Origin of the sequence: Glycomyces sp. NPDC021274 (genome assembly GCF_040641195.1) — a bacterium.
Lineage (GTDB): Bacteria > Actinomycetota > Actinomycetes > Mycobacteriales > Micromonosporaceae > Glycomyces.
The window spans coordinates 58,113-82,732 of the sequence record NZ_JBFADC010000014.1; the positions used below are offsets into that span (position 1 = coordinate 58,113).

General features: G+C 69.3%; 33 protein-coding genes and 1 riboswitch. Of the genes, 20 read left to right on the forward strand and 13 right to left on the reverse strand.

The annotated features are described in order from the left end of the window. Positions 1-160 precede the first annotated feature (160 nt). The 6 genes from AB0I03_RS23395 (at position 161) to ribH (ending at position 6,050) form a co-directional block, all read left to right on the forward strand. On the forward strand, positions 161-1,510 hold the full coding sequence (locus AB0I03_RS23395; protein ID WP_360416238.1) for a glycoside hydrolase family 6 protein: 1,350 nt from the start codon (positions 161-163) through the stop codon (positions 1,508-1,510). 226 nt (positions 1,511-1,736) lie between these two features. Beyond that, positions 1,737-2,432 (forward strand): ribulose-phosphate 3-epimerase, encoded by a 696-nt coding sequence (gene rpe / locus AB0I03_RS23400; RefSeq protein WP_360416240.1) that lies wholly within the window; start codon positions 1,737-1,739, stop codon positions 2,430-2,432. Between the two features lie 7 nt (positions 2,433-2,439). Continuing rightward, positions 2,440-3,432, forward strand: coding sequence for a response regulator (locus AB0I03_RS23405; protein WP_360416242.1), 993 nt, complete (start codon positions 2,440-2,442; stop codon positions 3,430-3,432). A gap of 79 nt (positions 3,433-3,511) precedes the next feature. Beyond that, positions 3,512-3,653: riboswitch (FMN riboswitch) on the forward strand. Between the two features lie 90 nt (positions 3,654-3,743). Then, positions 3,744-4,331: a riboflavin synthase gene (locus tag AB0I03_RS23410; RefSeq protein WP_360416244.1), complete on the forward strand. Its 588-nt coding sequence runs from the start codon at positions 3,744-3,746 to the stop codon at positions 4,329-4,331. Then, complete coding sequence (locus tag AB0I03_RS23415) at positions 4,331-5,578, forward strand: bifunctional 3,4-dihydroxy-2-butanone-4-phosphate synthase/GTP cyclohydrolase II (RefSeq protein WP_360416246.1); 1,248 nt, start codon at positions 4,331-4,333, stop codon at positions 5,576-5,578. The genes AB0I03_RS23410 and AB0I03_RS23415 overlap by 1 nt, the downstream gene beginning before the upstream one ends. A 1-nt stretch (position 5,579) precedes the next feature. Then, positions 5,580-6,050, forward strand: a complete 471-nt coding sequence (ribH, locus tag AB0I03_RS23420; RefSeq protein ID WP_360416248.1) for a 6,7-dimethyl-8-ribityllumazine synthase — start codon at positions 5,580-5,582, stop codon at positions 6,048-6,050. A 108-nt stretch (positions 6,051-6,158) separates the two neighbouring features. Here the strand turns inward: ribH and AB0I03_RS23425 are convergent, their stop codons facing one another. Together AB0I03_RS23425 and AB0I03_RS23430 are read right to left on the reverse strand one after the other, a co-directional pair. Beyond that, the gene (locus AB0I03_RS23425) at positions 6,159-7,619 is read right to left on the reverse strand and encodes a glycosyltransferase family 39 protein (RefSeq protein WP_360416250.1); all 1,461 of its coding nucleotides are present in this window, start codon (positions 7,617-7,619) and stop codon (positions 6,159-6,161) included. 122 nt (positions 7,620-7,741) lie between these two features. Continuing rightward, complete coding sequence (locus AB0I03_RS23430) at positions 7,742-8,653, reverse strand: NmrA family NAD(P)-binding protein (RefSeq protein WP_360416252.1); 912 nt, start codon at positions 8,651-8,653, stop codon at positions 7,742-7,744. 108 nt (positions 8,654-8,761) lie between these two features. Between AB0I03_RS23430 and AB0I03_RS23435 the strand changes: the two genes are divergently transcribed. Further along, on the forward strand, positions 8,762-9,526 hold the full coding sequence (locus AB0I03_RS23435) for a TetR/AcrR family transcriptional regulator (RefSeq protein ID WP_360416254.1): 765 nt from the start codon (positions 8,762-8,764) through the stop codon (positions 9,524-9,526). Between the two features lie 88 nt (positions 9,527-9,614). Here AB0I03_RS23435 and AB0I03_RS23440 read toward each other — a convergent pair whose 3' ends face one another. Continuing rightward, complete coding sequence (locus AB0I03_RS23440; protein ID WP_360416256.1) at positions 9,615-10,325, reverse strand: hypothetical protein; 711 nt, start codon at positions 10,323-10,325, stop codon at positions 9,615-9,617. Positions 10,326-10,635: 310 nt separating this feature from the next. On the opposite strand from AB0I03_RS23440, the gene AB0I03_RS23445 reads away from it, so the two are divergent. Together AB0I03_RS23445 and hisG are read left to right on the forward strand one after the other, a co-directional pair. Beyond that, positions 10,636-10,899, forward strand: coding sequence for a phosphoribosyl-ATP diphosphatase (locus tag AB0I03_RS23445; RefSeq protein WP_270109719.1), 264 nt, complete (start codon positions 10,636-10,638; stop codon positions 10,897-10,899). Positions 10,900-10,922: 23 nt separating this feature from the next. After that, a complete protein-coding gene (gene hisG, locus AB0I03_RS23450; RefSeq protein WP_360416258.1) occupies positions 10,923-11,768 on the forward strand; it encodes an ATP phosphoribosyltransferase in 846 nt (281 codons plus the stop codon). A 56-nt stretch (positions 11,769-11,824) separates the two neighbouring features. Here the strand turns inward: hisG and AB0I03_RS23455 are convergent, their stop codons facing one another. From AB0I03_RS23455 to AB0I03_RS23485, 7 genes are all read right to left on the reverse strand, one after another. After that, entirely contained in the window at positions 11,825-13,270 is a 1,446-nt protein-coding gene (locus tag AB0I03_RS23455) for a PH domain-containing protein (RefSeq protein ID WP_360416260.1), read from the reverse strand. Continuing rightward, positions 13,267-13,773, reverse strand: a complete 507-nt coding sequence (locus AB0I03_RS23460; protein ID WP_360416262.1) for a PH domain-containing protein — start codon at positions 13,771-13,773, stop codon at positions 13,267-13,269. Before AB0I03_RS23460 ends, AB0I03_RS23455 begins: the two co-directional genes overlap by 4 nt. A 22-nt stretch (positions 13,774-13,795) precedes the next feature. Beyond that, positions 13,796-14,008, reverse strand: coding sequence for a hypothetical protein (locus tag AB0I03_RS23465; protein ID WP_360416264.1), 213 nt, complete (start codon positions 14,006-14,008; stop codon positions 13,796-13,798). Positions 14,009-14,070: 62 nt separating this feature from the next. Beyond that, positions 14,071-14,634, reverse strand: a complete 564-nt coding sequence (locus AB0I03_RS23470) for an alpha/beta hydrolase (protein WP_360416266.1) — start codon at positions 14,632-14,634, stop codon at positions 14,071-14,073. Between the two features lie 517 nt (positions 14,635-15,151). Further along, positions 15,152-15,355: a hypothetical protein gene (locus AB0I03_RS23475; protein WP_360416268.1), complete on the reverse strand. Its 204-nt coding sequence runs from the start codon at positions 15,353-15,355 to the stop codon at positions 15,152-15,154. Beyond that, positions 15,352-15,591, reverse strand: coding sequence for a hypothetical protein (locus AB0I03_RS23480; RefSeq protein WP_360416270.1), 240 nt, complete (start codon positions 15,589-15,591; stop codon positions 15,352-15,354). The genes AB0I03_RS23475 and AB0I03_RS23480 overlap by 4 nt, the downstream gene beginning before the upstream one ends. Positions 15,592-15,706: 115 nt before the next feature. Continuing rightward, positions 15,707-15,976, reverse strand: coding sequence for a hypothetical protein (locus AB0I03_RS23485; protein WP_360416272.1), 270 nt, complete (start codon positions 15,974-15,976; stop codon positions 15,707-15,709). Positions 15,977-16,288: 312 nt separating this feature from the next. Here AB0I03_RS23485 and AB0I03_RS23490 point away from each other — a divergent pair, with 312 nt between their 5' ends. Beyond that, positions 16,289-17,122: a helix-turn-helix transcriptional regulator gene (locus AB0I03_RS23490; protein WP_360416274.1), complete on the forward strand. Its 834-nt coding sequence runs from the start codon at positions 16,289-16,291 to the stop codon at positions 17,120-17,122. Next, entirely contained in the window at positions 17,100-17,279 is a 180-nt protein-coding gene (locus tag AB0I03_RS23495; RefSeq protein WP_360416276.1) for a DUF397 domain-containing protein, read from the forward strand. The genes AB0I03_RS23490 and AB0I03_RS23495 overlap by 23 nt, the downstream gene beginning before the upstream one ends. 149 nt (positions 17,280-17,428) lie before the next feature. On the opposite strand, the gene AB0I03_RS23500 is transcribed toward AB0I03_RS23495, so the two are convergent. Both AB0I03_RS23500 and AB0I03_RS23505 read right to left on the reverse strand, forming a co-directional pair. Continuing rightward, positions 17,429-17,785: a hypothetical protein gene (locus AB0I03_RS23500; RefSeq protein ID WP_360416278.1), complete on the reverse strand. Its 357-nt coding sequence runs from the start codon at positions 17,783-17,785 to the stop codon at positions 17,429-17,431. Then, entirely contained in the window at positions 17,782-17,991 is a 210-nt protein-coding gene (locus tag AB0I03_RS23505; protein ID WP_360416280.1) for a helix-turn-helix domain-containing protein, read from the reverse strand. The genes AB0I03_RS23500 and AB0I03_RS23505 overlap by 4 nt, the downstream gene beginning before the upstream one ends. Before the next feature lie 145 nt (positions 17,992-18,136). Here AB0I03_RS23505 and AB0I03_RS23510 point away from each other — a divergent pair, with 145 nt between their 5' ends. Beyond that, positions 18,137-18,865 (forward strand): hypothetical protein, encoded by a 729-nt coding sequence (locus tag AB0I03_RS23510; RefSeq protein WP_360416282.1) that lies wholly within the window; start codon positions 18,137-18,139, stop codon positions 18,863-18,865. A gap of 162 nt (positions 18,866-19,027) precedes the next feature. On the opposite strand, the gene AB0I03_RS23515 is transcribed toward AB0I03_RS23510, so the two are convergent. Beyond that, the gene (locus tag AB0I03_RS23515) at positions 19,028-19,234 is read right to left on the reverse strand and encodes a helix-turn-helix domain-containing protein (RefSeq protein ID WP_360416283.1); all 207 of its coding nucleotides are present in this window, start codon (positions 19,232-19,234) and stop codon (positions 19,028-19,030) included. A gap of 149 nt (positions 19,235-19,383) precedes the next feature. On the opposite strand from AB0I03_RS23515, the gene AB0I03_RS23520 reads away from it, so the two are divergent. The 8 genes from AB0I03_RS23520 (at position 19,384) to AB0I03_RS23555 (ending at position 24,575) form a co-directional block, all read left to right on the forward strand. Next, complete coding sequence (locus AB0I03_RS23520; RefSeq protein ID WP_360416285.1) at positions 19,384-19,725, forward strand: hypothetical protein; 342 nt, start codon at positions 19,384-19,386, stop codon at positions 19,723-19,725. Positions 19,726-19,773: 48 nt separating this feature from the next. Further along, positions 19,774-20,100: a hypothetical protein gene (locus AB0I03_RS23525; RefSeq protein ID WP_360416287.1), complete on the forward strand. Its 327-nt coding sequence runs from the start codon at positions 19,774-19,776 to the stop codon at positions 20,098-20,100. 43 nt (positions 20,101-20,143) lie between these two features. Then, positions 20,144-20,602 (forward strand): hypothetical protein, encoded by a 459-nt coding sequence (locus tag AB0I03_RS23530; RefSeq protein WP_360416289.1) that lies wholly within the window; start codon positions 20,144-20,146, stop codon positions 20,600-20,602. A 237-nt stretch (positions 20,603-20,839) separates the two neighbouring features. After that, a complete protein-coding gene (locus tag AB0I03_RS23535; protein ID WP_360416291.1) occupies positions 20,840-21,106 on the forward strand; it encodes a hypothetical protein in 267 nt (88 codons plus the stop codon). Next, positions 21,106-22,083, forward strand: coding sequence for a hypothetical protein (locus tag AB0I03_RS23540; protein ID WP_360416293.1), 978 nt, complete (start codon positions 21,106-21,108; stop codon positions 22,081-22,083). The genes AB0I03_RS23535 and AB0I03_RS23540 overlap by 1 nt, the downstream gene beginning before the upstream one ends. Continuing rightward, on the forward strand, positions 22,080-23,003 hold the full coding sequence (locus tag AB0I03_RS23545; RefSeq protein WP_360416295.1) for a hypothetical protein: 924 nt from the start codon (positions 22,080-22,082) through the stop codon (positions 23,001-23,003). The genes AB0I03_RS23540 and AB0I03_RS23545 overlap by 4 nt, the downstream gene beginning before the upstream one ends. 9 nt (positions 23,004-23,012) lie before the next feature. Then, positions 23,013-23,558 carry a hypothetical protein gene (locus AB0I03_RS23550; RefSeq protein ID WP_360416297.1) on the forward strand — a complete coding sequence of 182 codons (546 nt, stop codon included), beginning with the start codon at positions 23,013-23,015 and terminating at the stop codon, positions 23,556-23,558. 24 nt (positions 23,559-23,582) lie between these two features. Further along, on the forward strand, positions 23,583-24,575 hold the full coding sequence (locus AB0I03_RS23555) for a hypothetical protein (RefSeq protein ID WP_360416299.1): 993 nt from the start codon (positions 23,583-23,585) through the stop codon (positions 24,573-24,575). The last annotated feature ends 45 nt before the right edge of the window (positions 24,576-24,620 follow it).

The following is a 24,620-nucleotide window of genomic DNA, read 5'->3' on the forward strand; positions in this document are numbered from 1 at the left end:
CTGGGCCTCCTCCAGCGTCGCGGTGCGAACCGGTCGCAGGGGGAGGCCTGTTGTTTTCGGGTGGGGCACCGAAAAGTCCGCATGTTGGAAGCGCTACCATTCATAGACAGGGGTGAATATTCCCCCGGGTTACCGGCACAACTGACCCAAGGAGCACCAGATGAACCGACGAAAGCGCCTCGCGGCGATCGTCGCGGGAATGGCGACCGCGGTCGCCACCGCGCTCAGCGCGGGCTTCCTCCTCAGCCCCAATGCGGGCGCACAGGAAGACGTCTCGGCGCAAGCCCAAGCACTATGGACGAACCCCAACACGGGCGCGGCCCGCTGGGTCGACCAGAACCCGAACGACTGGCGCGCGAACATGATCCGCGACCGGATCGCCGAGACCCCGGCGGGCAACTGGTTCACCCAGTACAACCCGACCGGTGGCATCGGCGCCCAGGTCGCCGCCGTGGTCGACGGCGCGGCCGCCGCAGGGGCGGCCCCGATCATGGTCGTCTACGGCATCCCCAACCGCGACTGCGGCGGCCACTCCGGCGGCGGCGCACCGAACCACGACGCCTACCGCGGCTGGATCGACGCCATCGCCGCCGAGATCGACGGACCCGCGTACATCGTGATCGAGCCCGACGTGATCGCGCACGACTGCCACAACGCCACCGAGCGGGCCCAGATCAACGCCTCGCTCTCCTACGCGGCCCAGAAGCTCAACGCCGCCGACCCGGCGGCCAAGGTCTACCTCGACGCCGGCAACTCGGCCTGGCTCACCGCCTCCGAGGCCGCGAGCCGCCTGCAGGCCGCGGGTCTCCAGCACGCCGACGGCTTCTCCCTCAACGTCTCCAACTACCGCACCACCGACGAGACCACCGCCTACGCCCAGCAGGTACGCAACATCGTCGGCTCCAACAAGGGCGTCGTCATCGACACCAGCCGCAACGGCAACGGGCCCCTGAACCCGCCCAACCCCAACGACTGGTGCGACCCTCCGGGCCGCGCCATCGGCAAGTTCCCGACCACTGCGACCGGTGTCAACGGCATCGACGCGTACCTGTGGGTCAAGCTCCCCGGCGAGGCCGACGGCTGCGCCGGCTCGGCCGGCCAGTTCATCCCCGACCTGGCCTACCAGCTCGCGAACAACGCCGGCAGCGGCTGGCCCGGGCAGGTCGAGCCGACCGACCCGGTGACCACCCCGACCGGCGGCCCCACCACCGGCGGGCCCGGCGAGACGGACTGCACCGTCCACATCGACGCCGTCAGCACCTGGAACGGCGGCTGGCAGGGCAAGGTCTCCATGACCGCCGACCAGGCCGTCAACGGCTGGACGGTCTCGTGGACCTGGCCCGGCACCCAGGCGATCACGAGCAGCTGGAACACCCAGCTGAGCACGTCGGGGAAGACGGTGACCGCCAAGGACGTCGGCTGGAACGGCTCCGTCGCGGCGGGCCAGACCAAGGAGCTGTTCGGCTTCGTGGCCTCCGGTTCCCCGGCCGATATGGACGTCCCCTGCTGACCTGAGATCACAACCGACACCTCGGGCCCGGTCTGCGAGCCAAGACGGGCTGCTCCCGGCCCATTCGCCCGCTCGCTGCGTTGTCGGGCCTCTGCATACAACACCGGTATGCAGAGGCCCTTTCGTCTTGCGAGCGAACGAATGGTCTCGGGCGCAGCTCCGCCCTGACTCACAGACCGGGCCCGTGTCCGACCCGCGTCGCGGTTCCGCGACCTACACTGTCCGTGTGGCACAGTTCCGAACGGCGCAGGCCGACACCGTCATCGCCCCGAGCCTCCTGGCGGCGGACTTCGCCCGCCTCGCCGAGGCGGCCGACGCGGTCGAGGGGACCGTCGACTGGCTCCACGTCGACGTCATGGACAACCACTTCGTCCCCAACCTCACGCTCGGCCCGCCGATCGTGAAGTCCCTCAAGGCCGCCACGGACATCCCGCTGGACTGCCACCTCATGATCGAGGACCCCGAGCGCTGGGCCCCCGGGTACGCCGAGCTCGGCGCCTACAACGTCACCTTCCACGCCGAGGCCGCCGACGACCCCGTCAAACTCGCGAAGGACCTGCGCGCCGCGGGCACCAAGGCCGGGCTCGCGATCGACCGCGACACGCCCGTCGAGGACTACCTCGAGATCCTCCCGGCCTTCGACACGCTGCTCATCATGACCATCAAGGCCGGCTTCGGCGGCCAGCAGTTCATGCCCGAACTGCTCGACAAGGTCCGCACCGCCCGCGCCCACGCCGACGCCGGCCACCTGGAACTGCGCATCGAGGTCGACGGCGGCATCAGTGACGACACCATCGCCGCCGCCGCCGAAGCCGGGGCCGACGCGTTCGTCGCCGGCACCGCGGTCTACGGCGCGGCCGACCCCGCCGATGCGGCCCGGCGCCTGCGCGCCCGCGCCGACGCGGCGCGATCATCCGGATGACGCGCACATGCCAGCCCCCACCCCCGCAGAACTGGTCCTCATCGCCGACAACGACGCCGAGATCGCCGAGTTCCTCGCCGCCCGGCTGAGGGCCGACGGCTTCGACACCGCGCTCGCCCGCGACGGCTACCAGGCCCTGGCCGGGATCGCGCTGCGCCGGCCCGGCATCGTCCTCCTCGAAGCCGACCTGCCGTTCATCGACGGCCTCGCCCTCACCCGCCAGCTCCGCGCCGACCCCGCTACAGCGAGCCTGCCGCTCATCCTCCTCGGCGCCGGGCCCTCCTCGGCCGACAAGATCGCCGGGCTCAAAGCCGGGGCCGACGACTACATCGCCAAGCCCTTCGACCCCGCCGAGGTCTCCGCCCGCATCGACTCGGCGATCCGCCGCCACCGCGAGGTCCGCGAGTCCTCCCCGCTCACCGGCATGCCCGGCAACGACCGCATCCTCCGCGAACTCCAGTCCTGGATCAAACGCGGCGACCCGTTCGCCTTGTGCTACATCGACATCGACCAGTTCAAAGCGGTGAACGACGTGTACGGGTTCGTGCGCGGCGACGAGTTCATCCGGGCCCTCGCCGAATGCGTCTACGCCGCCGCCGGGGACGCCGGCGCCGCCCCGGTCTTCCTCGGCCACGTGGGCGGCGACGACTTCACCATCCTGTGCCTGCCCGAGCACGCCGAGGCCGTCACCGGCTTCCTCAACGACCACTTCGCGCGCCGCGTCCGCCAGCTCTGCGAACCGCGCGACGTCGAGCGCGGCTACATCGAGCACGCCGACCGCACCTCGCGCCGCCTCACCCGCTCGCGCCTGCCCACGCTCTCCACCGGCGTCGCGCTCTCCACCGTGCGCCGCTTCGCCGACGCCTACGAGGCCGTCGCCGAGGCCACCACCCTCAAGAGCGTCGCCAAGTCCCACCCCGGCAACTACGTCGCCTTCCCCGAAGGCCGCGCCCCCGGCCGCACCAACCGCCGTCCCGTCTTCTGGACGAACGACCGCTGAACACGCCTGCCGCCAGTAGGGTGCGTCACAGTGAGGACCGCGGCGGAATATCCCCGTGGCACAATTCCTTGTAGCAAACGCGCGTCAGCGGGGTCGGTGCAATTCCGAGCCGGCGGTGAGCGGCGAAAGCCGCAAGTCCGCGACCCGTCCGCATCCAGCGGACGGTTGACCTGGTGAGAATCCAGGACCGACGGTTAAAGTCCGGATGGGAGCAGACGCAACGGAGGTGGCCACTGGTGGCCCCTGCGAGCATTTCTCCTGCCCCCGCCTGCGTACCGAAGGTAGTTCGCAGCAGGTAGGGAGTTCCAACCGTGTTCACCGGAATCGTCGAAGAACTCGGCGAAGTCGTCAAGGCCAGTGAAGCGTTCCTGGCCGTCCGCGGGCCCGTCGTCAGCTCTGACGCCGCCCTCGGCGACTCCATCAGCGTCAACGGGGTGTGCCTCACCGTCGTGAGCGTCGAAGGCGATGTCTTCACCGCCGACGTCATGGAGGAGACCTACCGCCGGTCGGTCATCGGGAAGCTCGAACCGGGCGACCCGGTCAACCTCGAACGCGCCGCCACCCTCACCACCCGCCTCGGCGGGCACCTCGTGCAGGGCCACGTCGACGGCGTCGCCGAGATCGTCAAGCGCACCCCCGCCGCCGAGTGGGAGGAAGTCACCTTCCGCCTCCCCGAAGGCCTCGCCAAGTACGTGGTCGAGAAGGGCTCCATCACCATCGACGGCACCTCGCTCACCGTGGCCGCCATCGACGGCGACGAGTTCACCGTCGGCCTCATCCCCACCACGCTCGAAGCGACCACCTTGGGCCGCAAGCAGGTCGGCGACCCCGTCCACATCGAGACCGACGTCGTCGCCAAGCACGTCGAGAAACTCCTCCAGTCTGCTGGGAGCATCTGATGAACGAGATCCGCCTGGACTCCATCGAGGACGCCGTCGCCGCCATCAAGGCCGGCCGGCCGGTGATCGTCGCCGACGACTCCGACCGCGAGAACGAAGGCGACATCGTCTTCGCCGCCGAGGACGCCACGACCGAACTCATGGCCTTCACCATCCGCTACACCGGCGGCTACATCTGCGTCGCGATGCCCTCCGAGACCGCGGACCGGCTCGACCTGCCCCCCGCCCACCACACCAACCAGGACTACAAGGGCACTGCGTTCGCCGTCTCCGTGGACGCCCGCAAGGGCGTCACCACCGGCATCTCCGCCGCCGACCGCGGCCAGACCATCCGCGTCCTGGCCGACCCCGAGACGCTCGCGACCGACCTCAACCGGCCCGGCCACGTCGTCCCGCTGCGCGCCAAGGACGGCGGCGTCCTCGTCCGCCGCGGCCACACCGAGGCCGCCGTGGACCTCGCCCAGCTCGCCGGCAAGCAGCCGGTCAGCGCCATCTCCGAGATGATGAACGACGACGGGTCGATGATGCGCCTGCCCGAACTGCGCGCCTTCGCCGACGAGCACCACCTCCTGCTCATCACCGTCGCCCAGCTCGCCGAATGGCGCCAGCGCAACGAGGTGCACGTCAAGCGCCTCGCCGAGGCCCGCCTCCCGCTCGAGTCCGGCCAGTTCACCGCCATCGGCTACCGCGCCGTCTTCGACGGCAACGAGCACGTCGCACTCGTCAAGGGCGACATCGGCAACGGCGAGGACGTGCTCGTGCGCGTCCACTCCGAATGCCTCACCGGCGACGCCTTCGGCTCCCTGCGCTGCGACTGCGGCCCCCAGCTGCAGGCCGCGCTGCGCGCCGTCGAGGCCGAGGGACGCGGCGTCGTGCTCTACATGCGCGGCCACGAAGGCCGCGGCATCGGCCTGGTCCACAAGCTCCAGGCCTACCAGCTGCAGGACCAGGGCCGCGACACCGTGGACGCGAACCTCGAACTGGGCCTGCCCGCCGACGCCCGCGACTGGGCCATCGGCGCGCAGATCCTCGAGGACCTCGGCATCAAGTCGATGCGCCTGCTGACCAACAACCCCGAGAAGCGCGCCGGGATCGAAGGCCACGGCCTCGAGGTCATCGACCGGGTCGCCCTGCCGACCTACGCCACGCCCGACAACCTCGCCTACCTGACGACCAAGCGCGACCGCATGGGCCACCTGCTCAGCGACCTGCCCGCGCCGGTCCTCGCCGGAAAGGACGCCGCATAACATGGCCGGACACGGAGCACCCGAGGTCAAGGTCCCCGACGCCGCCGGGCTCACCCTCGGCATCGTCGCCACGGACTGGAACACCGAGATCGTCGGCCAGCTGCTCAAGCGCGCCCTCGACGCCGCCGCTGACGCGAAGGTCGCCGACGTCAAGGTCCTGCACGTGGCCGGCGCCGTCGAGCTCCCGATCGCCGCGCAGGCGCTCGCCCGCCGGTACGACGCCGTGGTCGCCCTCGGCACCGTGATCCGCGGGGGCACCGCCCACTTCGACTACGTGTGCAAGTCCGTCACCGAAGGGCTCACCCGGGTTGCGCTCGACGAGTCGACCCCCGTCGCCCACGGCGTGCTCACCGTCGACAACCAGGAGCAGGCCCTCGCCCGCGCCGGCCACCCTGACTCCACTGAGGACAAAGGCTACGAGGCGGTCGTCGCCGCCCTCGGCGCCGCGCTGGCGATCCGCTCGCTGGATTGAGAACGCCGCAAGACGCGGGCCCGGACCTCATGGTCCGGGCCCATTTCATTGCGCCCCTGTGCGTTTCAGGCTGCGGGCAGCCCGGCCACCGGCCGGGGGAGTAGCGGCTCAGCTGTAATGCTGGAACTGAGGCCAGAGCGCCTCCCAGTCCGAGACCGGGCCGGTGCAGACGCCGATCACCTCGCCCTGCTCCTCGTTCTCGATGCCCAGGCCGTTGTCCAGTTCGCCGGCGCGGACGCAGGAGTCGAAGAACCGGCTCGCCTCGGCGAGGTCGAGACCCACGGTGACCACCGTGTCGGTGTCCGCCGGGGGCGGGCCGTACTCGTGCAGCTGGTTGTGGCCGCTGAAGACCGGCGGCAGGTCCTCGCCGTACCGTTCGAGCGCCCCGGCCTCGCCGTAGTTCGCGGTCAGGATGGCCGCGTTCGCGGCGTCCCCCGGAGGCAGCGAGTCGACCACGGCCGCGACCTGGTCCGTGTACGTCTGCCAGCCGACGCCGTCGGGCACCGAGCTGTTCATCGCCGTGATCGGCGTGCCGCCGACGACCTCCACCGGCAGCATCGGCAGCGCGACCAGCGCGGAGATCGCGCTGTTGAGCGCCACACCGGCGACCAGGACCCCGCGGCGCCTGCGCGTGGCCGCCCAGGCTGCGACCGGGACGCATCCGGCCGCGTACAGGGCGATGACCAGCCCCATCGAGTAGTAGTACTGCCCGCCGCTCGCCAGCGTGATGACCAGCAGGATCGGATAGGCCACTGCCAGGGCCCGGACCGGCCGCCACTCGGGCCTGCGCAGGAGCGCGACGAGTCCGGCGATCCAGATCGGCACGAGGAACAGCCCGATGAGCAGGAGTTGGAAGGGCAGCAGCAGGATGCGGTTCTCGGTGCCGTCCGTCTCGTTGATCGCCTCGGCCATCTCCAGCTGCGGCCAGTCGTTGACCGCCTGGTAGATCAGGTTCGGCGAGCCGATCACCAGCGCCAGGGCCGCGCCGGCCCACAGCCACTTCGAAGCGAGGACCTTGCGCGGCCCGACCGCCAGGAGCGCCAAACCGACGCTCAGCAGCAGCAGCACGATGAGGTGCTTGTTGTACAGGCCGACCCCGGCCGCGGCGCCGACCGCGAGCCACCATCGGGGACGGTCACGCAGGAGCGCCTTCACCGCGAACAGGAGCGCGGCCGTCCACACGATCAGGTCGACCGAGTTCGTCGAGAGCTGGTGCCCGAAGGCCAGCGCGACCCCGGCGAACGCCAGGCCCCACACGCAGAGCGCCTGCGCGGCCCGGCCGCCGCCGAATTCGCGCGTCAGCAGCGCGGCGATCCACAGCAGCCCGATCATGCACAGGATCGAGGGGAACCTGAACGCCCACAGCGAATCACCGAGGAGCGCGATCGCGGCCTTCCCGAGCAGCGGGGTGAGCGGGGGCTGGTCGACGTAGCCCCAGGCGGGCTCGAGCATCCGGAAGTACAGCTCGTCGCGGTGGTAGTCGTAGCGGCCGTTGAGGATCGCGAGCACCGCAGCCAGGGCGGCGGACGCGGCGAGGAGGTGGGCGCGGAACAGGGGAGGGTGTTGCATGTGTGCGGGCCTTCGCATTCGGGGACGGCCTGAATCCTTCCGCAGTGGATCCACGCGCGCAACCCTCCGGCGTGTCCCGGCACGAACGGGACGGCGGGGACCGGTGGTCCCCGCCGCACCCGCTAGGCCGCGTCGATCCGCGCGAAGTACGCGTCGACGAGGGGCTTGCCGACCCCGGTCATCCACTGCTCCAAGGTGAGCAGGCCCGGGTGGATCCGCCGCAGCGCCTCGATGTCGACCGGCATGCGGTGCCGGTTGAGGACGCCGAGCATCTTCGCGGTCGAGGGGCTGTCCGCGGCGATCTGCTCGGCCGTGATGCCGACGTACGGGACCTCGCGCCCGACGACGCGGCCGATGAGCGCGGCCTTCTCGGCCTGCGTGAGGTCGTCCCCGGCCAGCTCGTACACCTTCCCGGCGTGCGCGTCGGGGTCGGCGAACGCGATCGCGGCGAACGCGGCGATGTCGTCGGCCGCGATGTGCGGCTCGTACGTGCCGGCGTTGAGCACCGAGACGAGCGCGCCGTTCTGGAGCTCGCGGATGGAGTCGAACGTGTTCTCCATGAACGAGGTCGGGCGCAGGATCGTGTGCGGCACCCCGCTCGCCGCGATCGCGCGCTCGGCCTCGGCCTTGCGCTGGAGCATGTCCATGTGCGGCTCCAGCGGTCCGCCGACACCGACGGACGAGGAGTGGACGAGGTGCACGACCCCTGCGGCCTTCGCCGCCGCGCCGAGGTTCGCGGCGCTGCGCTCCTCGTGCCCGGGGTCGTCCCCGTACGGCCCGCCCTCGTAGGCGCCGGCGTGGACGCTGAAGACGCCGAAGGCGCCCGCGACGGCGGCATCGAGTGAGACCCGGTCGTCGAGGTCTCCGGCGACGACTTCAGCCCCGGCCTCCTTGAGCGCCTTGGCCTTCGCGCTCTCCGGGTCGCGGGTGAGGGCGCGCACGTGCCAGCCGTCGGCCAGCAGGCGGGCGGCTACGGCCCCGCCTTGGCGGCCCGTGGCTCCGGTCACGAGGACGGTCTTAGCTGCAGCAGGCATGGGTGTTCCTTTCCATGTCGGGGTCCGCCGACTAGTATCGGGAGCGGCAACCCGGTTAATGAAACGGAACACTACACCCGTTTAAGTGAGCCCACGAGAGGGGGACCCGTGGCCCAGCAGACGCACGGCGCACAGGCACCGGAAAGGCCCGCAGTCCAACGGGCCGAGCGCAGCGACGCCCAGCGCAACCGCCAGAACGTCCTCGAAACCGCCGACCGCCTCTTCGCCGAACGCGGCGCCTCGGTCTCCCTCAACGAGATCGCCGCCGCCGCCGGCGTCGGCGCAGGCACCGTCTACCGCCACTTCCCGACCAAGGACGCCCTGCTCGCCACCGTGCTCGACCGGCGGCTCGGCCAGATGGGCGCGTTCGGCGAGCAGGCCCTCACCATGGACGATCCCGAAGCGGCCTTCTTCGCCTACCTGCGGTTCATCTCGGACCAGGCGATCGCGAACCGCGCGATCTGCGAAGCGCTGGCCGCGCGCGGCGACTGGATGGAGCCCGCCAAGAACGACGGCCGGTGCGTGATCGACGCTCCGCTCTCGATCCTGCTCAGGCGCGCGCAGCAGGCCGGTGCCGTGCGGGACGACATCGACTCCCAGGACGTGCGGGCGCTGCTCCTGGGCACGGCGATGGCCGACGACCCCGAACGCGCCGCGCGCCTCACGGCGGTCATCTGGGACGGCCTCCGGACGCAACGAAACATCGCGGCCAGTAACGAAACTCCGGCACTCCTCAAGATCCGTAACGAAACGAAACGGAACTGCCCGGTCTGCGGCGGCCCGCTCCCGGAGACCGCCACCGGCCGCCCCCCGAAGTACTGCTCGGCGGCCTGCCGCCAGAAGGCGTTCCGGGAGAAGCGCAAGACTGCGTAATCACAGGGCCTTGAGGAGCGCTCCTGCGGAACGGCTGAGACGCGGAACCGCCGGGCCCGCATAGGGGCCCGGCGGTGGTCGTCGCTGTCTAGAACTGCGTCGAGTAGCTGTTCACGCGGAAGTCGCGGCCGCCGGACGAGGAGGTGATCTCCCAGCCGAACTGGATCTGGTCGATCCGCACGTTCGGCATCCGGCCCTGGTTCACCAGCCACTGGCAGATGGGCGTGATCTGCACCGAGCCGCTCGTGAACTGGCTCGTCGCCATGAAGCTGTAGACCGGGTTGCCGCCGTTGTGGCCCTGGTAGTAGCGCCAGCTGCGGCCGCCGAGGTTGACGGTGGTGACGTAGGAGCCGATGGGGCCGACGTTGCTCGTCCACTGCGTCCAGATCATGATCTCGTGGGCGTGCCCGTTGCCCCACACGTCGTACGTGGTGTTGTAGGCGAGGCCCGAGCCGCCCGACGGGTTGGTGACGTTGAACGAGCTGGAGACGTTCCCCATGCTCGAGACCTGGCGGCCCAGGGTGCGGGAGACGTTCGGGTAGGACTTGATGCCGCCGGTGTTCGGCTGGTTCGACCACACGCCCCAGTTGCTGGCCGAGTTGGCCCAGATGGTCTGCGGCCCGTAGCCGGAGGGGGCCCAGACGTTGTTGTAGAGCGTGTAGGAACCGTTCTGCCAGGTCCCCCACTTGTCGGAGGAGGACCAGGTGGCGGCCTGCGCCGGGGACTGGAGGGCGCCGACGGCGCCCGCGGTGGCCAGGGGGGCGGCGAGGGCGGCGGTGAGAATCGATCTGCGACGCATGGAGGGCACGCCTTTCTTGAAGAGTTGCTGTCAGCACCGAAATTCATTTGATGAATGTCGATTCGTTAATTAGATCATGTGACCCAATTAAAGTCCATACCCGCGCAGGCCCGAACAAACCCGCAGGAGGCGGACGGTGGCGCGCGCGAGGCGCCGCCGGCTCCGGAAGCCCGACACGGCGCGTCCGGTGCCGCCGCTTCATGCGCGCCGCAGCTCCGGGGATGCGACCTGGGTCTCACCGTCCCGGCCAGTGGTGCGCGCGGGCGGTTCGCGGTCGCCCCAGCCAGGCCCGCCACGTAGAATTCCGGCCGTGAAGACCTTCGAGCAGCTCTACGCCGAACTCGCCGACAAAGCCGCCACCCGTCCCGAGGGATCGGGCACCGTCGCCCAACTCGACGCCGGCGTCCATGCCATCGGCAAGAAGATCGTCGAAGAGGCGGCCGAGGTCTGGATGGCCGCCGAATACGAGTCGGACGAGGCCGCGGCCGAGGAGATCTCCCAGCTCCTCTACCACCTCCAGGTGATGATGGTCGCCCGCGGCATCAGCCTCGACGACGTGTACCGGTACCTCTAACAGCTTCCGAAAGGCCCATCCGCATGCTCCGCATCGCCGTGCCCAACAAGGGGGCCCTCTCCCAGGGCGCCACCGACATGCTCACCGAGGCGGGCTACCGCCAGCGCGGCTCCAGCCGCGACCTCCAGTCCCTTGACGTCGCCAACGACGTCGAGTTCTTCTACCTGCGCCCCAGCGACATCGCCACGTACGTCGCCTCGGGCGACCTCGACCTCGGCATCACCGGCCAGGACCTCGCCGTGAACTCCGGCGAGCAGGTCGAAGAGGTCCTCGCGCTCGGCTTCGGCCGCTCCACGTTCCGCTACGCCGCCCGCCCGGGCACCGTCGACTCGGTGAAGGGCCTCGACGGCAAGCGCATCGCGACCTCGTTCCCGGGCGTGGTCCGCAGCGACCTCGAGAAGCACGGGGTCGAGGCCGCGATCGTCAAGCTGGCGGGCGCGGTCGAGAACGCCATCGCCCTCGGCGTCGCCGACGCGATCGCCGACGTGGTCGAGACCGGCACCACCCTCAAGCAGGCCGGACTCGCCGTCTTCGGTGAGCCGATCATGCGCTCCGAGGCGGTCCTGGTCCGCAAGGCCGGCAACGGCCAGGCCCCGGCCGTCGAGCAGCTGCTGCGCCGCCTGCGCGGCGTCCTCGTGGCCCGCTCGTACGTCATGCTCGCCTACGACGTGCGCGCCGAACTCCTCGAAGCGGCCGTCGAGCTGACGCCCGGCATCGAATCGCCGACGGTCTCACCGCTGCATCGGGAAGGCTGGGTCGCGGTCCAGTCGATGACCGAGCGCGCCGACCTCCACCGGGTCATGGACGCCCTCTACGAGATCGGCGCCCGCGGCATCCTGGCCTCGAACATCGACGCCTGCCGGCTCTAGGCGCAGCGCAGGCGCCTGCCGGCTTTAGACAAAGCACTGGCGACTGCCCGCTCCGGTCAGCTGAGCCGCGGCGCTTCGAGCGCCGCGGCCATGTCGGCCCGGCGACGCAGTTCGGCGGCCATCGCGACGGCCTCTTCGACGTCGCGGTGCGCCGCCTTCGCCGTGTGGCCGATGCTGCCGGCGGACATCGCGTGCACTGTCGCGAGGCCCTGGAGGCGCTGGATCCGGCCCTGCACGACCTGCACCGACTGGATCCGCGCATACGGCAGCGCCACATACGTGTTGACCCACCAGCCGTGCCGCACGACGAACGCCTTCTCGTCGAGCAGCGCACCGGTCCGCTTCCAGCGCATCGGCATCCGCCAGCGCGCCCGGCGCGGCGGGCGGTGCACGGCGAACGCCGCCGGGAGGTCCGGCAGCGCCTCGGCCGCCACGGTCGCGACCTCGGCGGGGCTGCCCACGGGCAGTGCGGTCGTCGACTTGAGGACGCTGATCTGCTGCGAGACGGCCGCCGTCCACACTTCGACGCGCCGCCAGTCCTTGCGGCGCCACAGGATCGGCTCGTCGAAGCACACGGCGGTCACCCGGTCCACCGGCACCGTCTCGTGGCTCGTGTCCGTCAGGCCCCGCTCGATGAGCAGGTTCCCGCCGTCGCGGGTGATCCTGAACCGGCAGTTGCGCAGGAACCGGTTCACCGTCGAGATCGTGCTCTGCAGGTAGCCGAAGAGCGCCGGGGCGAAGAAGCCGAACCACAGCGCCGTCGCCACCGTCGTGAACCCGAAAATCGACCCGGTCACCGCGAACGCGGTCCCGAAGACCAGCAGCGCCGTCAGCTGCACCGGCAGCGCCTCGAGCAGCGACGCCAGGGCGAGCTTGCGCACGGTCACCGGAGGCACCAGCGGCGACGATGCTTCAGACACGTCCTCAGTGGAGTCATCGGCCGTCTCCGTCCGCGGCTGCGCCCCCGGCCGGCCCGCGATCGACAGCAGCTCCGCGCGCAGCTCCAGCGCCCGGTCGTGCTTGAGATATGCGAGCTTCGCGTCGGTCCCGTCACCGCCCGCGACCTCGATGTTCAACTGCGCCAAGCCGAACACCCGCGCCTGCAGCGGCCGCACCAGGTCCACCGACTGGAGGCGGTCGAGCGGCACCGTGCGGTGGCTGCGCGTGAACACGCCGCCGTAGATGTGCAGCTCCCGGCCCCAGATTACGAAACCCCGGTACTGGAGCGCGATCAGGCTCGCGATGCCGCCCACGACCGCGGCCGCGAGCGCCGCGTACACCGCGAAGAGGAAGTTCCGCGACGTGAACATCTGCACGCCCACCGCCGCCGCGACCGCGGTGAGGAACCGCACGCTCTCCAGCAGCGGGGTCAGCGGGTGCAGGCGCTGGCGCTGCATGCCCTCGGGCGGCGCGCTCGGCGTGTACGGCATCGGGCCGTACGGTTCGGGCGCGAGCGGGGGAGCGGGCTCGTCGCCGTGGACCTGCTCGGCCTCCGCGCTCACAGCCCCTCCCGGACCTCGGCGGCGCGGACGGCGAGCCGGTCGCGCAGGGCGGCGGCCACCAGCGGGTCGAGCCCGGGTACCTCGATGGTCGAGGCCAGCGCGGCGGTGCGCACCTGCACCGTGGTGAGGCCGAACATCCGCTCGATGGGTCCGGCCGAGAGGTCGATGAGCTGGATGCGGCCGTAGGGGACGATGCTCAGTCGGCGCGTCAGCAGCCCGTGCCGCACCAGCAGGTCCTGGTCGCGTTCGGCGTAGCCCCAGGTCTTCACGGTGCGCGCGACCGCGAGCGATCGCAGTCCTGCGAGCACGACGTAACCGCCGAGGGCCCACAGCGGGCCCTCCCAGCCGAGCCAGATCGTCAGCGGGACCGCGGCGATCACGGCCAGGATCAGCATGTTGAGCAGGCTCCGCAGCACCCACACCGTGCGCAGCTTGGGGGACATGGGCTGCCATTCGATCCCGTCGGGCCACAGGTCCCACACGGGGACCGCTCTCGCGTTCATCGCTCGATCATTCCACGCTCGGTCATGGCAACCTCTCGGTCTCGCAAGGGAATCCGCGTGCCGTGAGGAACTCGCGCAGTGTCGGCTCGTGCTCGTCGCAGGCGGCCCACCGCTTCACGCGGTCGGAGCCGTGGATGCGCGGGTTGCGCCACAGCAGCATCCACGCCGCCGTGCTGCGGCAGCCGCGCGACGAGCAGACGGGTGGCTCGGACTGCGCGTCTGGATCTGAAGTCACACCGCGATTGTCCGCCAAGTGCCGCGACGGCGACGGTTGCGAGCCGTGGAATGTGCACAGATTCATCCGGTGCGGGGCCACACCGCCGTGTCGATGAACGCCTCCACGGCCTCGATCACGTCGGCCATTGCGTGCGCCGATTCGACCAGCGGCCGGCCCCGGATGAACATGCCGTGGTCGGCGCCGCGCACCTCGCAGACCTCCCCGGGCAGTTCGCGGGCCAGCGCGGTGTTCCACGCCGGGTCGGCGGTGCCGCCCACGAGCAGGTACGGCGCGGTCGAGCGGCGCAGGGCCTGCACGATCGGGTAGTGCTGGAGGAACGGCGTGAACCAGATGGCGGGGAGCCCGTGGTGCGCGGCGAGGATCGCGGCGGCCGTGCCGAGCGACTTGCCGACGAGGAGCGGCGGGTCGTCGTTGTGCACCCGGTCGAGCACGACCTCGGTCTGCTCGCACACGCCGTCGACCATGGCCTGCTCGTCGGCGGCGAGCTGGTCCACGCCCCGCCACACCAGCGGATAGGTATGGGCGCCACGGGACTGCAGTGCCACGTGCGTGTACATCAGCAGCGGCCCTTGCACGCTGTAGTTGCGTCCGGGGAGCAGCAGGGCCTGGCGGCGGCGGGGCATGAGGGGAATTCTAGTGCCGGCGGGGCCCGTGCGCCTCCTCCGGAAAGTCCGCGCGCGGCGTCCCCGGTACCGCAGCAGAGGGCAGCAAAAGACCCGCACGACCACGGGGGCATCGGGGTCCAACCCCTATATTACGAACGCACGGAAACCCGCCAAGTTCAGTCGTAAGCCTAAGCCGCCCCGGTGGATACCCACCGGGGCGGCCCGCCATTGCCGCAGTGCTGGCACGCCACGACCCAGGCCCTTCCAGTTTCGACCCGGCCCCCCGAGGTGCATATCGGCCGATCGGATGACAAGGGAGCCCGACCGCCGGTGCTGGCACACGCGCGCGGTCGGGCTCGCTCCTTGAGGGTGCCCTTCAAGATCAACTCTCAGGCGCTGGCTTGTTTACATAGGGTGGCGGCCTGGCCGTGCGTCCTGGGGAGACACGACCAGGCCGACCCCGGCCCCCCACCAGCCGGCCGGGGAACGGGGCCGCCGTCGTGCCCCACGATCGGCGGCCCCTCGGGAGGCAGGTCTAGGCGCGGCCAGGCGGACGGAACACGACCCGCAGCCGCCGCAAGGCTTGCTCGCGTCGGCGCCTGGTGATGAACGCCGCGGTCTGCAAGAAGGGCGCGCACCTCCCCGCGGTGATCCGCAGGTGATGATGCAGGCGGCAGAACCCGCACAGCCCGTCCTCGTCGGCCGCGTGGGTGAGCAGCGTCTGCTCCATCGTGGTCATGCGGGCCCCGGTGTGGTGTCCCGGAACGCGTCGTAGGCAGCGCGGAGCTGGATGACGGCCGTGTCGTCGGTGGGCGTGAACTTCGTCGGGAACAGCCGGTCGCTGCGGATGATCGCGAGCGGCGTCGCCGAACCGGTGTCGACGCGGTTCAGCCAGATCGCCTCACCGATCATCTCGTTGGCGATCCTGTCGGCCTGGATCTCCATGCCGCGCCAGGAGAAGGAGCCGAGGATCATCACGAGCCCCCCTTGCGGAGTCGCTTGCGGAATTCCTCGTCCTGCCACCTGCGCCAGTCCTCGAACGTCACGGGCGTCCGGGATGGACGGCGCAAGCGGGCGATGAGGCGGCGGATCATGACGCGCTCCAGCGCTCGGCGAGCCGCCGCTTGATGATGCCGGCCTGCTCGATGAGCCATTCCTGGTTGTAGTCCTCAGCGGCCTCGGGGGTCCACGTGACGAGCGCTCTCTTTGTGCCGCCGTAGGCAACGGTCCCGGCGTCCATCGACCCGGCGTCGTCGATGAGGCGGATGTAGGCGTCGCCGTAGCTGCGTCGCCCGTAGACCTCGAAGCCGACGTCCTCGCGGCGGTACTTGCTGCGGAACTCGGTCGTCAGGGGGTACATGTCGGGGACCTCGGGCGGTGAAGCGCGGCGCCGCCGCGCTTGCCCTGGGGGCCCTTCGGTTCGTACTCTGGGTGCTGTCATCAGAGCTCCACCTCTGGTCGACGTGGGGCGTGACGCCGGCCAGATACCAAGCCGAACCGGCGTCACGCCGTATCTCAGCCACTCGCCCATTTCTGTGGCGGCGGCCATATCTCGAAGGTAGGACATCGAACGCTCTGCGTGAAGGATGCCTGCAACTTTCAATTTGATGCCATCAGGATGATGTGTCGACCAAATACTTGATTTCGCCGTGAAAGCTGTCAGACTGATGTGATGTCCAGTTATCCTCGCCATCTCACGCGCGACCTACTCGGCAAGCGGCTCAGGGAGTTCCGGCAAGCGGCCGGCATGAGCCTCGCCGAGGCGGCAGAGCAAACCGACATCTCCGAGGCCAAGCTGTCCAAGCTCGAGCGGGCCGTGAACAACGCCGTCAAGCTCCCGGACATTTTCGCGTGCGCGAACGTCTACGGCATGTCGCCGGAGGAGACGGCGCACATGATCGAGCTGGCGAAGGGCGCCGACTCACCGTCCTGGTTCCATCCGTACGACGTCCCGCGCGAGTTCGCCAACTTCCTTGAACTCGAGGGCGCGGCCAGCACGCTTCACATCTACCAGCAGGAGTACATCGACGGGCTGTTCCAGACCGAGCGGTACGTCGCCGCGCTCCGCGAGGCCCGGCCCGACACCAAGGGCGGCCCGGACGATGGGCTCAGAATCGAACGGCAAGAGGCCGTCCTGAACCGCCCGGAACCGCCCTCGATCGTGTACGTCACCGACGAAGCGGCACTACGGCGGGACGTAGGCGGACCCGCGGCCATGCGCGATCAGGTAGACCACCTGGTTGCGATGGACGACCGCGACCACATCAGCATCTACGTGATCCCGTTCGCGGCTGGCGCGCATCCTTCGATGGACGGCGCCTACCGGCTCATGTACTTCGACGGAACGTTCCCCACGACGGTCTATCTAGAATCACTCCACGGGAGCCACTACGAGAACGCCGAGAAAGACGTTCGGCAGTACGCGGCGGCCTTCCACAGGACGCGACAGCCAGTCCTGGCTGTCCCGATCAAGGAGTTCATGGATGAAAACTACAAGCTGGCGTAAGTCCAGCAAGAGTGCGAATTCGGGCGACCAGAACTGTGTCGAGGCCCGCCGGGCCGAGGCCACGTTCCAGGTTCGTGACTCGAAGCTCGGCGATGGTTCGCCGGTCTTCAGCATCGACGCCGAGGAGTTTGAGAGGCTGTTGGGCGCCGTCCGGTAGTGACCTCTGACCCCATCAGCGGCAAACCGGACGACGCCTCATCGGCTTGGTATCCCAATTAGAGTAGCGGCCTTCCCGGCATTCCGGGGAGGCCGCTTCATTCTGTGCCGGGGCGTCCTGCCCGGCGGCGAGCTGCACGGTTCGGCCGGTCAGGCGTTTGGCCAGTTCTCAGGGAGTGCAGGGACTTGCACCCAGCGGAGCCCTGCTGCTCGCAGTGAGTCTGCGTGCTCTTCGAGGAGCCGCTGTGCTGATTCGCGGCAGGAACCCTCGCACTCGATGATCGTCCAGTTGAACACTTCCCAGAACAGCCAGTCGTCCTTGACGTTGTCCTCCCGCCACTTCTTTGCGAGCTTGGCGACCGCGGGAACGCGAATCATGAGCCGATCGAGGAGGCCCTGGATCTCCGCGCGCGCCTCGGCGCGGGTGTCGACCGGCGGGGAGATCGTCGGGGCGATCATGAGGTCGTCGGGGACGAGTTCGAGCTGCGCGTAGTGCCAGTGCGTCATGCGGGGAGCCTACCGGTCCGCTGCGCTTTCGCACGTTCGACGGTGACCCGCCGGAACACCCACGTGCTGCCGACTTTCCGGCCGAGGATCTGGCCGCGCGCGGCGGCCTTGCGGACCCCTTGCGGAGTCATGTCGAGCTCATCGGCGGCTTCGGTCACGGACATGAGCGGTGGGATGTGGCGGTCCTCAGGCAGCTGTCGGGTCATCGTTCGAGCATACACGGAGGTTGCGCATCGGAAACTACCTGCGTTGCTTCAACCGAACGGCTGATTTCCGCATTGACCAGGCATCAGCGGTTGCGAATCCGCAACCGTGATGTAGGCTTGGGGCATCAACCGAGGAGGGGTTACGATGACCTACGCCGAATGGACCCGCAGCAGCGCCGCCTACCGCGCCTACGTGACCGCCTCCCAGCGATGCACGAGCGCTTTCCAGGAGGAGACCATGACCGACCAGCGGTACACCGTCGTCGAGCAGACCACTGAACGTCCCGCCAGCAAGTGGACCAAGGCGCACACCGTCACCAAGTACGTCGTCACCAAGGCCGGCAAGGAGCCGCGCTCCTACGACCCGGTCTACACCGAGCGCGAGCACGCCGAACTGCACGCCCGGATCGCCAACGCCATCCCCGACAACTACTCGATCAGGCGTGTCGCCCCTCGAGCGAGCTCGATCCGCAGCGGCTACGTCTGGAAACTCGAGGGGCACAGCCGGGACCCGCGCCCGTGCAAGTCCACCTTCGACGAGTCGAACTACGACGGCGACCTCGACCGCCTCGCGGGGAACGCGATCCGCGTCGCGAATGAGCACGCCGCCGGCTCTGGTGCACGCATCGCCGAGGCCGAAGCGGAGGAGATCCTCCGCGAGGCGCACGCAGCCCGCCGTGCAGAACTGACCGCGCAGAAAGGCGAGCTCGCGACACCCCGCCAGATCGATTACATCATGAGCCTTCTCGCACAGCGGGAGATCAGCGGCGAAGGCGGCGGCTTCTACTACGGGCCCACCACCCGCGCTGGCGTCGAAGAGATGTCGAAGGCCGAAGCGTCCGTCTACATCCGGTCCCTCACAGGCGACTACTAGCCAACTGGGCCCCGGGAGACCGGGACCTTAACCGTGCCCGGCGCACGACGAAACGCCCCCGCTCCGATTGGAGCGGGGCTTCTTCTTTTCTCAGGGGTGCCGGTGGCCGCGCAGACCCTTGACCACGCTCTCGTCGGGTACATGCTGCCCGGGGGAGGGGGGCTACACGGTCCGGTCGTTTCCTCGCTGGTCCTTGATGGCTTTGATCGCCGCTTGGCGGAACACCCAGGTCTTGCCGACGAGTTGCCCGGGGATGCGGCCGGCGGCGGCACTTTTGACGATGGCTTGGCGGCTCACACCGAGCTCTTCGGCGGCCTCGGTGGCGGAGAAAAGTGGCGGGATCTTGGGATCGGGGGTTGGCGTCGTCATGCGTTCACGGTACCTGAGTGGTTTCCAAATGACAACTACCTGGGGTGCATCATCCGAACGGCTGAATCTGCATTGAACTGCTCTCTAGGGTTGTCAATTGACAACTTGATGGGTAGGCTTATGGCATACCCACCGAGAGGAGCCCCCAGATGGCCGCCACCGCCCCCACCAACCAGCGCACCGCCCTCGCCTGGGCCCGCCGCCAGCTCACCCGCCAGCTCCGCCCCTACGCCGCCGCGGCCCCCAGGAACATCAACGGCCGGTACCGGGTCTCCTTCTGCCGCCACGAACGCGACGCCCGCAACATCGCCCGCGGCTACCTCAGCGACGACATCTTCGACAACTTCGGCGAGATCGAGTTGGACGGCAACTGGCCCCGCATTGCCGCGCAGCTGGTGTCCCTCGCCAACAACTACTTCCTTCAGGCCAGGGAAGGCAGCACGGAGCTGTTCACCTTCTACACCTGCGATACGTGCGACCACACCCGCTAGCCGCCACGGGCCCCGGAAGACCGGGGCCCACCCCCCGAGAGGAGCCCGATGTCCACCATCGAAACCCGCCATGAACTCGACGCCGCACTCGACTACCTCCCCGTCGCTGTCCGCGCCGCCGACCGCAACCCGGACAGCGAAATCCTGTGGGCGGAGGCCTATCACGCCCAGCGGGCCGTCATCGAGGCCGCCGACGAGCGGCTGCCCGAGTACCAGTCCGCCAGGGTGCAAGCCGCCGTCGGGAGCATCGCCGGCCTTGCCGTTCTCCGCGATGACCTCGCCGTCGTTGCTGGCGCCTACGGCGGCGAGTCCATGGCCACCCGCTCCGAGCGCGCCAAGTCCCGCATCCGTGCCCTCATCACCGCCCCCCGATAGCCAGCCGGGCCCCGGTCTCCCGGGGCCCACCGAAAGGAACCCCATGAGCATCGTCATCGTCGACATCGACGGTACCGTCGCCCTCAAAGGCGACCGCGTCGCCTACCACTACCACCTCGCCGACGCCGACCTTCCGAACCGGCCCGTGATCGCCACCGTCGAAGCCCTGGCCGCCGCCGGACACCGCATCGTGTTCTTCAGCGGCCGAGAGAACGTGAACTTCGAGACGAACGAGGAGTTCGCCCCGCACGGCCGCACCGGCACCTGCCTCGACCTCACCACCGCGTGGATTGAAAAGCACATCAGCATCGGCGAGTTCGAGCTGTACATGCGCGCCGAGCACGACCATCGCAAGGACGCCATCGTGAAGCGGGAGATGTTCGAGACTTACGTGGCCGGCGAGGACATCCTCTGCGCCATCGACGACCGTAACCAGGTCGTGAAAATGTGGCGCGAGGAGCTTGGCCTCACCTGCCTCCAGGTGGCCTACGGCGACTTCTAGCCGCCCGCCTAGGCAGTCAGGGCCCCGTCCACGGACGGGGCCCTTCGCTGTGTCCGCCGGACGCTGAGCCATCCCTCGGTCCGGGGTGGACAGCCGCCCAAGGGTGTGTCAGACTTTAGGACGTTGAGCGTCCGATATTAGGACGCTGATCGGGAGGACACGCCGCCCCCGATACGCGAACAGCCTCGCCGGAACGGAACTCCAACGAGGCTGCCACCACCGATTGGAACGGACCCAATGGCGGATAACACCACTGTACAGACGACCCCGGAGAAGGACCTTCGCGAGAAGCTCATGAAGGCGTACGGGGAGCGTGACGAGGCTCGGGCCGAGCGCGATCAAGCCGTTGAGGACTTCGAGAACGCACACGTCCTGTGCGACGCCGACCTCGAACGAGCGAAGAAGGACAGCCGCCGCTGGCGCAAGTTTTGCTATGCCGGGTGGGGAGCTGCCATCACAATCTTCATCACCCTGGCCCTGGTTCTCTCGGGAGCGATTGGCTGATGACATCGACGAAGGCCCACGCCCGGACCGAGCTGCGCATCTTCTACGGCGTCGTGCTTATCCTTGCGCTGTTCGGCCAGTCCAGCGGCGCCTCCTCCTGGCTGATCCCGCCGGACGCGAACGAAGCCCAGACGATCCTGTACTGGCTCCTTGTGTTCGCCTTCGTTGCCGTCCTCGAGCTCGGCGCCGTCGTGCTCCTGCGCCGAGCCGAGACCCAACGCCGCGCAGGACAACGCGCATGGATCGCGATCCTCACTGCGATCGCCCTCGCCCTCGGCGCCGCCGCGCTCTCCTGGGCCGGACACTGGGGACCCGAGGTTCATGAGCAGCTCCAGGCGTGGGCGTTCTCCGGCTCGACCCTCCTGGGTGTCATCGTGTGGGCAATCATGGCGGACTTGTCCATCGCCGAGCACGTCGCCCAGCACCGGGCCGTGCGCGACGCCGTGCGCCGCTACGTCAAGGCGCTCACGATGGACAACGCCGAGAAAGCCGTCCTGATCGCGACCATGAACATTCCCCTGATCACCCGGTGGATACTCGACGGGCCCGCCGCGGTCGAAGGGCAGGGCCACGAAAGGGACCTGCGCATCGCCGCGATCCTCGCTACCGCGATCGACCCGAACACGTGGCACGGCCACCAGGTCCCTGCACAGGTCGACGCGGCGCCGGTCGCGGAGCCCGTGGCTCCGGTGCAAGCGCCCGCACCCCGGCGCGCCGAGCCTGCCTCCGCCAAGACCGCGCCGCAGCCTCGCCGCAAAACCGTGCAAAAGTTCAGCCCCGACGAGTTCGCCGCGGCATACCAGCGGCTGTACCTCGCGCTCGGGAAAGCGCCCTCGGTGACGCAGCTCGGTCTCGCCGGGGCGTGGAGCCGGTCGATGGCCGGGAAGTGGATGCAGCAGAACAAGGCCGCCCTCCGTGCCCTCGAAGCCGACGCGCTCACCGAAGCGCAGCCCGAGTTGGAAGGAGCGTCCGCGTGACGAAGGACAGGATGCCGCAGCGGACGGTGGACGTGGACGCCGAGGAGTGGACGCCGTTCGGTGGACCCGTCCCCGGGACGGCCGCCGTGGACGAGACGGTAGATGCTCACCCGTCCACCGTCCACGCCGACGCCGCCGGTTGGAATCCTCGGATCATCGAGGGTGGACGTGGACGCGCGGACGCTCCTGGCCAGGATGACACCGCGGACGAGGACACCGCCGAGAGCATGGACGGCTCGGGCGTGGACGTCCTCGACGCCGTCACGGCGGACGTACTCGGGATACTCGATGCATCGTCTGCGGATGCGCCGCCCGCGCCCGCCGCGGTCGACCCGGGGCCTGCCGCCGAGCCGACCCCGGAACCGGTCGAGGAACTGCCCGCTCCCGTGGTCGAGGTGCCCGCGGCGGGCCCTGAAGCCCCCGTGCAGGCGCCCGCTGCGCCCGCTCAGGAGGCGACTCCACACCCCACACTCCACACTCCGTCCCAAGCCACCCCAGAGGCTCCCGCGCCAGTTCAGAGCCCCGCGGGGCCCGCCGAGACCCCACACTCCACACCCTGGTGGAAGACCGCGGTGGGGTGGCTCAACCCCTACGAAGTGCTCGACCAGCCGCTCCCGCCGGTCTCGGCAATCTACGAGGGCGCCTGGGACTCCGTGACCGACCGTTCCGGGTTCGACCGGGCCACCGAGATCGCCTGGGTCTACGTGATCGGCATGCCGGTCACTGTCGCCTGCTACACGCTCGCCGCCGCCGTCCAACGCAAGATGCGCGGCCTCGGCGTCGCCGCCACCGTCGTCCTGTGGATCACCGCCGCGAACACCGCGACTGTGGACGCCTCCGTCCTGTGGACGTGGACAGCCGTCGGCTACTGGGTGTCCACCGCATTCGTCCTCCCCGCCGTCATCCAAGCCAAGAAGTAAGGACCGTCCATGGACAACATCACCTTCATCACCCAGTACTTCAACTGGATCGTCCTCGCCATCGCCATCGCCGTCTTCGCATCACGCGGACTGTGGATGCCTTGGCAGGATGACGGCTCGTTCCTCAAGGCGACCGTCAAGCACTCCCCGAAAGTCCAGTGCGGCGCGCTCATCCTCATCGGCTACGGCCTCGCCTCGATCCCCGGCACCGTCGCCGGATGGTTCACGGACGGCCGCGCGTGGCTGCTCGACCAGATCATCAACGGCGCGGACTGGGCGTTCGGTGGCGTCGGTGTCCTCGCCGCCGCGGTCTTCGGGCTGATCGTCATCGCCGACTACATCGTTCCCGGCGGACTTGAGCCGAAGAAGCCGCTCTTCCACATGCTCATGTGGGTCGTGTCCTTCCTCGTTCATCCGCTGCTGACGCTCGCGCTTGGCAGCGTTTCGCTGTGGAGCCTAGTGGCGGTCTTCCTGATCATGTGGTTCATCAACGTGAAGTTCCGCCGAGGGAAGAAGACCGGCGGCAAGCGCGAGACCGCCGACGCCACCTCGTAATCGACCCAACTTGAAAGGAGAACCATGGTCACGCTCATCATCGTCGGCGTCCTCGCCTGGGCCGTGAAAGAGGCCGCCGAGGATGTCATCCGCACCTGGCGCGGCGAGCCGCCGCCAGCCCAGCGCAAGGGCTTCCGCGGCTACGTCGAAGACCGCTGGAACGCGCTGGCCGAACGCCATCACCGCGCCGAAGAGTCCGGCCTCATCACCGCATCTGACGCGCGCGCCTACAAGCGGCACCTTGCGCGCAAGGAAGCGCTTAAGCGTGCCGGGTTCGCCACCGACGAGGACATCGCCCGGGCCGCCGCCGAGCACCGCCGCCGCATGGCGCTCATCGATCAGGGCATCGACCCCGACACCGTGCCGTCCGCACCGGCCGTGCCGGAGGCCGCCGAGCCTGAACCGCCAGTGGTCGAGCTAGAGCCGACCGGCCCCGGTGTGACCATCGATGACCACTTCTACGACAACGTAAAGGTGGTCGACCTCGACAACACCGATCAGCACCCGAATCCCCAGATCGAACCCTGGGACCCGTTCAAGACCAGCAACACCGACACGAAGGAGACCCACATGTCCAACAACGGAGAGATCACCGGCCCCGCGGCCGTCCTCCAGTTCCACGACGACCTCAAGGCCATTATGGACGGCACCACCACGCTCGTGGATGCCCTCGAGACCCGCAAGAGCCACATCCAGACGAAGGTCGACGAGGTCGCCGCGAACCTCACGGCCACCGAGAACGCCGCCGCCGGGATGCGCGGGCTCGGCATGAACGACGCCGCAGAAGCCGCCGACGCGCTCATGGAGATCCAGAAGGAAGTCCACGACGCGATGCTCCAGCTCCGACTCGACTACGACACGGCAGTGTCTGCGCTCATCGACCAGGCCTCTGCCGCCCAGGTCCACCTCGCCGCGATCAAGGCCGCCCACGACGGACAGCTCGCCGTCCAGGACGCGCGCGCCGGAGCGGGCCTCGGCAACCTCGCGGACGACACCTACCTCGACGGCAACGACTAACCCTTCCGACACCGGGGCGGCCGGACACCCGGCCGCCCCACTCCA

Excerpts from the sequence above, each read along its gene's own strand:
- AB0I03_RS23395 (WP_360416238.1), top strand. The coding sequence starts at position 161 with ATGAACCGACGAAAGCGCCTCGCGGCGATCGTCGCGGGAATGGCGACC.
- AB0I03_RS23405 (WP_360416242.1), top strand. The coding sequence starts at position 2,440 with ATGCCAGCCCCCACCCCCGCAGAACTGGTCCTCATCGCCGACAACGAC.
- AB0I03_RS23415 (WP_360416246.1), top strand. The coding sequence starts at position 4,331 with ATGAACGAGATCCGCCTGGACTCCATCGAGGACGCCGTCGCCGCCATC.
- ribH (WP_360416248.1), top strand. The coding sequence starts at position 5,580 with ATGGCCGGACACGGAGCACCCGAGGTCAAGGTCCCCGACGCCGCCGGG.
- AB0I03_RS23425 (WP_360416250.1), bottom strand. The coding sequence starts at position 7,619 with ATGCAACACCCTCCCCTGTTCCGCGCCCACCTCCTCGCCGCGTCCGCC.
- AB0I03_RS23430 (WP_360416252.1), bottom strand. The coding sequence starts at position 8,653 with ATGCCTGCTGCAGCTAAGACCGTCCTCGTGACCGGAGCCACGGGCCGC.
- AB0I03_RS23440 (WP_360416256.1), bottom strand. The coding sequence starts at position 10,325 with ATGCGTCGCAGATCGATTCTCACCGCCGCCCTCGCCGCCCCCCTGGCC.
- hisG (WP_360416258.1), top strand. The coding sequence starts at position 10,923 with ATGCTCCGCATCGCCGTGCCCAACAAGGGGGCCCTCTCCCAGGGCGCC.
- AB0I03_RS23460 (WP_360416262.1), bottom strand. The coding sequence starts at position 13,773 with ATGAACGCGAGAGCGGTCCCCGTGTGGGACCTGTGGCCCGACGGGATC.
- AB0I03_RS23470 (WP_360416266.1), bottom strand. The coding sequence starts at position 14,634 with ATGCCCCGCCGCCGCCAGGCCCTGCTGCTCCCCGGACGCAACTACAGC.
- AB0I03_RS23475 (WP_360416268.1), bottom strand. The coding sequence starts at position 15,355 with ATGACCACGATGGAGCAGACGCTGCTCACCCACGCGGCCGACGAGGAC.
- AB0I03_RS23480 (WP_360416270.1), bottom strand. The coding sequence starts at position 15,591 with ATGATCCTCGGCTCCTTCTCCTGGCGCGGCATGGAGATCCAGGCCGAC.
- AB0I03_RS23485 (WP_360416272.1), bottom strand. The coding sequence starts at position 15,976 with ATGTACCCCCTGACGACCGAGTTCCGCAGCAAGTACCGCCGCGAGGAC.
- AB0I03_RS23490 (WP_360416274.1), top strand. The coding sequence starts at position 16,289 with ATGTCCAGTTATCCTCGCCATCTCACGCGCGACCTACTCGGCAAGCGG.
- AB0I03_RS23495 (WP_360416276.1), top strand. The coding sequence starts at position 17,100 with ATGAAAACTACAAGCTGGCGTAAGTCCAGCAAGAGTGCGAATTCGGGC.
- AB0I03_RS23500 (WP_360416278.1), bottom strand. The coding sequence starts at position 17,785 with ATGACGCACTGGCACTACGCGCAGCTCGAACTCGTCCCCGACGACCTC.
- AB0I03_RS23505 (WP_360416280.1), bottom strand. The coding sequence starts at position 17,991 with ATGACCCGACAGCTGCCTGAGGACCGCCACATCCCACCGCTCATGTCC.
- AB0I03_RS23510 (WP_360416282.1), top strand. The coding sequence starts at position 18,137 with ATGACCTACGCCGAATGGACCCGCAGCAGCGCCGCCTACCGCGCCTAC.
- AB0I03_RS23515 (WP_360416283.1), bottom strand. The coding sequence starts at position 19,234 with ATGACGACGCCAACCCCCGATCCCAAGATCCCGCCACTTTTCTCCGCC.
- AB0I03_RS23520 (WP_360416285.1), top strand. The coding sequence starts at position 19,384 with ATGGCCGCCACCGCCCCCACCAACCAGCGCACCGCCCTCGCCTGGGCC.
- AB0I03_RS23525 (WP_360416287.1), top strand. The coding sequence starts at position 19,774 with ATGTCCACCATCGAAACCCGCCATGAACTCGACGCCGCACTCGACTAC.
- AB0I03_RS23530 (WP_360416289.1), top strand. The coding sequence starts at position 20,144 with ATGAGCATCGTCATCGTCGACATCGACGGTACCGTCGCCCTCAAAGGC.
- AB0I03_RS23535 (WP_360416291.1), top strand. The coding sequence starts at position 20,840 with ATGGCGGATAACACCACTGTACAGACGACCCCGGAGAAGGACCTTCGC.
- AB0I03_RS23540 (WP_360416293.1), top strand. The coding sequence starts at position 21,106 with ATGACATCGACGAAGGCCCACGCCCGGACCGAGCTGCGCATCTTCTAC.
- AB0I03_RS23550 (WP_360416297.1), top strand. The coding sequence starts at position 23,013 with ATGGACAACATCACCTTCATCACCCAGTACTTCAACTGGATCGTCCTC.
- AB0I03_RS23555 (WP_360416299.1), top strand. The coding sequence starts at position 23,583 with ATGGTCACGCTCATCATCGTCGGCGTCCTCGCCTGGGCCGTGAAAGAG.